The organism is Streptomyces muensis, assembly GCF_021474425.1.
GTDB lineage: Bacteria > Actinomycetota > Actinomycetes > Streptomycetales > Streptomycetaceae > Streptomyces > Streptomyces muensis.
Map to the genome: position 1 here is coordinate 1 of NZ_JAKEIP010000446.1, position 3,951 is coordinate 3,951.

Genomic DNA, 3,951 nt, shown 5'->3' on the forward strand with positions numbered 1-3,951 from the left:
GAACACCCACCCGCACCCCCAAAGACGCACCCACCCCAAACCCCGGTACGCTCCAAGGCGCGGGGACCGCATTCGTACGGAGGGGCGGACAATCACGTGAACCTGCGCGACAAGCTGCGCGGCCTGCTGGTCAGGCTGTACGCACGCCGGGTGGAAGGCCACCTGGACCACGCTCAGGTGCCGGGGCACATCGGCGTCATCATGGACGGCAACCGGCGTTGGGCGAAGGCCGCGGGTTCCACCACCGTGCACGGTCACCGGGCCGGCGCCGAGAAGATCGAGGAGTTCCTCGGCTGGTGCTCCGAGACGGACGTCGAGGTCGTCACCCTCTGGCTGCTGTCGACGGACAACTTCGACCGGCCGCAGGACGAGCTGGTCCCGCTCCTCGGGATCATCGAGGACGTCGTCCGCACCCTCGCCGCCGACGGCCGCTGGCGCGTGCACCACGTCGGCACGCCCGACCTGCTGCCGTCCGGGATGCAGACCACCCTCAAAGAGGCCGAGGAAGCCACCGCCCACATCGACGGGATACTGGTCAACGTCGCCATCGGCTACGGCGGCCGCCAGGAGATCGCCGACGCCGTGCGCTCGATGATCGTGGACGCCCACGACAAGGGCACCTCGATGGAGGACCTCGCCGAGTCCGTCAGCGTCGACCTGATCGGCCGCCACCTCTACACCGGCGACCAGCCCGACCCCGACCTCGTCATCCGTACCAGCGGCGAGCAGCGGTTGTCCGGTTTCATGCTGTGGCAGACGGCCCATTCGGAGTACTACTTCTGCGAGGTCTTCTGGCCGGCCTTCCGCAAGGTGGACTTCCTGCGCGCCCTGCGTGACTACGCGGCCCGGCACCGGCGTTACGGCGGCTGAGAAACCCCCCACCGCGGGACGGAAGTAACAAGGAGTTCACCAGCGCGCCGTCATATGCGCTGGCATGGCACCGCATGTTCGAGGGCATAAGGCAAGCAGGTCGACACCCGAACCACGGGTGTCGTATCTCAGCGGGCGGCGCCGGAGCCGCCCGCCCGGGAGGCCCTTTGCACCAGCCCTACCGTGCGGTCACGGCACGGAAGAAGCAGTGGAGGGCCGGTTTTCGGCCCGTGCATGGCGTGCAGGGCGGCCGACGACCGGTCCAGCTCCACTCCGTCGCTCCCCGACCTCATCCGAGGGGGTACGTCCTTCCGTGGTGACCAGCACAAAGCGCCACAAGCCAGACCGGCGCACCTACGTTCTCGACACCAGCGTCCTGCTGGCCGACCCGAACGCCCTGAACCGCTTCGACGAGCACGAGGTCGTGCTCCCCATCGTCGTGGTGACGGAGCTGGAGGCCAAGCGGCACCATCCCGAACTCGGCTACTTCGCCCGCCAGGCACTGCGCCTGCTGGACGAGTTCAGGGTCCGGCACGGTCGCCTCGACGCCCCCATTCCGATCGGGGACCTCGGCGGCACCGTCCGTGTCGAGCTCAACCACTCGGACCCCAGCGTTCTGCCGACCGGCTACCGCCTGGGGGACAACGACTCCCGTATCCTCGCGGTCGCCCGCAATCTGCAGGCCGAGGGGTTCGACGTCACCGTCGTGTCGAAGGACCTGCCGCTCAGGATCAAGGCCTCGTCCGTCGGTCTCCTCGCCGAGGAGTACCGCGCCGAGCTCGCCATCACGGACTCCTCCGGCTGGACCGGAATGTCCGAACTGACCCTGCCGGGCGAGCAGGTGGACGTCCTCTTCGAGGAAGGTCACATCTACGTCCCCGAAGCCGCCGACATGCCCGTCCACACCGGGCTGACGATCCACTCCGAGCGCGGCAAGGCGCTCGGCCGGATCTCGCCGGAGGGCAACGTCCGGCTGGTGCGCGGCGATCGGGAGGCCTTCGGCATCAAGGGCCGCAGCGCCGAGCAGCGCATCGCGCTCGACCTGCTCCTGGACCCGGACGTAGGGATCGTGTCCATGGGCGGCCGGGCCGGCACCGGCAAGTCGGCGCTGGCGCTGTGCGCGGGCCTGGAGGCGGTGCTGGAGCGCCGTCAGCACCAGAAGGTGATGGTCTTCCGGCCGCTGTACGCGGTGGGCGGGCAGGAGCTCGGCTATCTGCCCGGCACCGAGGCCGAGAAGATGAGCCCCTGGGCGCAGGCCGTCTTCGACACGCTGTCCGCGGTCACCAGCCGCGAGGTCATCGAAGAGGTCACCGCGCGGGGAATGCTGGAGGTGCTCCCCCTCACCCATATCCGCGGACGCTCGCTGCACGACGCGTTCGTGATCGTGGACGAGGCACAGTCACTGGAAAGGAACGTCCTGCTGACTGTTCTGTCCCGAATTGGCGCCAATTCGCGTGTGGTTCTCACGCACGACGTGGCCCAGCGGGACAATCTGCGGGTCGGGCGCTACGACGGTGTCGTCGCCGTCGTGGAGAAGCTGAAGGGGCATCCGCTGTTCGCCCATGTCACGCTGACGCGGTCCGAGAGGTCCCAGATCGCCGCCCTTGTGACCGAAATGCTGGAAGACGGGCAGATCTGACCCAAGTGCTCAACTTGGGGTAGCTACTCGTTGGTTGGCGCCGTTCGGAAAGGCCGAGAGCCTATCCGGGCGGCGCCTCGGCGTGTGCGGCTTTCCGTAAAACCCCTGGCACAAACAAGGTGTGAGCTTTCACACGCAACACAGAATTGCCTTGCGGCGTCGGGTTACGGCAGAGTCTCACTCCTGTCAGGCCCCGCATACGACACACCTGTACCCCCAGCGGTACGGCACCACAGCAGCACCATCACCAACTGCATAGCGACGTCGTATGCCGCCCGAGTCACCACGCGGCGCTCCCCTCACGGGAGTTGCCCACCGGGTCCGTGCCTCCCGTGACCCCGCAGTTGGGAGGCCAGCGCCAGGGGCACGATTGCGTCCGCCAGGGTCACCGAAGCGGGCGATGCTGGAAGGAAACCGTGTGAGTCCGATTTCGGTCAGGGGATTCGCAGTGGCCTCTGCCACCGCGGTCACCGCTGTCGGAAGCGTCGTCGGCGTTGCCTCGGGCAGCACCGCGCAGAACAACGACGCCGAGGCGACGGCTGCCGATTCGACGCTCCTCGCGGACATACCCGCGGGCCAGCAGGCCCAGGTGCAGACCGAGTCCCTGTCGGCGCAGGCTGACGTCCAGGCCATCGCCGCGGACGCGAGCGCCAAGAAGGACGCCGAGGAGGCCGCCCGCAAGGCTGCCGCCGAGAGCGCGATCGAGAAGAAGAAGGCCGCCGAGAAGGCGGCGCAGGAAGCCAAGGAGCGCGAAGAGGCCGAGGCGAAGGCCTCCCGGTCCTCCTCCGCGGACTTCCCCATCCAGAGCTCGTACACCATCGACCAGATCCAGGCGATGGCGCGCTCGATGGTGCCGAGCGACCAGTTCCAGTGCTTCAGCAACATCGTGGACCACGAGTCCAGCTGGAACTACCAGGCGGTCAACCCCTCCTCCGGTGCCTACGGCCTCTTCCAGGCCCTGCCCGGTTCCAAGATGTCGTCCGTCGGCTCCGACTGGCAGACGAACCCGGCCACCCAGATCAAGTGGGGCCTGAACTACATGAACGAGCGCTACGACAGCCCCTGCGGCGCGTGGTCGTTCTGGCAGGCCAACCGCTGGTATTAGATCGACGCGGTCGCCGCTCAACCCTCGTGCAGCCCCTCACCGTCTCCAGGTGAGGGGCTTTCACGCTTCCCCGTGCAGCGCCATGTACGGTCGGACAGAACGACTCCAGGGGGAGTGGTGGGGAGAGACGGGGGAAGAGGACGGATCATGTCGCGAGTGCCAGGGTGGCTCGGTCGGCTCGGCGCCGGACTGACCGAGATGAGTGAGCGGTTGGACGAACGCCGCGCCGCGGTGGAACGGGAGAGCGACGACCTCCAGCCGATGCGGCAGTCCGCCAAGGAGCCCGAGTCCGCCGCCGACGCCCCGCCGCCGGCCCTGGAGACACTGTGCGACGAGG

Annotated in this window: 3 protein-coding genes and 1 pseudogene; all 4 read left to right on the plus strand. The window is 68.1% G+C overall.

Features of this window, described 5'->3' with window-relative positions:
- The first annotated feature begins 96 nt into the window (after positions 1–96).
- Positions 97–870: an isoprenyl transferase gene (locus L0P92_RS42730; RefSeq protein WP_234768530.1), complete on the plus strand. Its 774-nt coding sequence runs from the start codon at positions 97–99 to the stop codon at positions 868–870.
- Between the two features lie 313 nt (positions 871–1,183).
- Positions 1,184–2,509: an RNA 5'-3' helicase PhoH2 gene (gene phoH2, locus L0P92_RS42735; RefSeq protein WP_234768531.1), complete on the plus strand. Its 1,326-nt coding sequence runs from the start codon at positions 1,184–1,186 to the stop codon at positions 2,507–2,509.
- 418 nt (positions 2,510–2,927) lie between these two features.
- A complete protein-coding gene (locus L0P92_RS42740) occupies positions 2,928–3,614 on the plus strand; it encodes an aggregation-promoting factor C-terminal-like domain-containing protein (protein WP_234768532.1) in 687 nt (228 codons plus the stop codon).
- 147 nt (positions 3,615–3,761) lie between these two features.
- A pseudogene (locus L0P92_RS42745) lies at positions 3,762–3,951 on the plus strand (AI-2E family transporter); the annotation flags it as partial.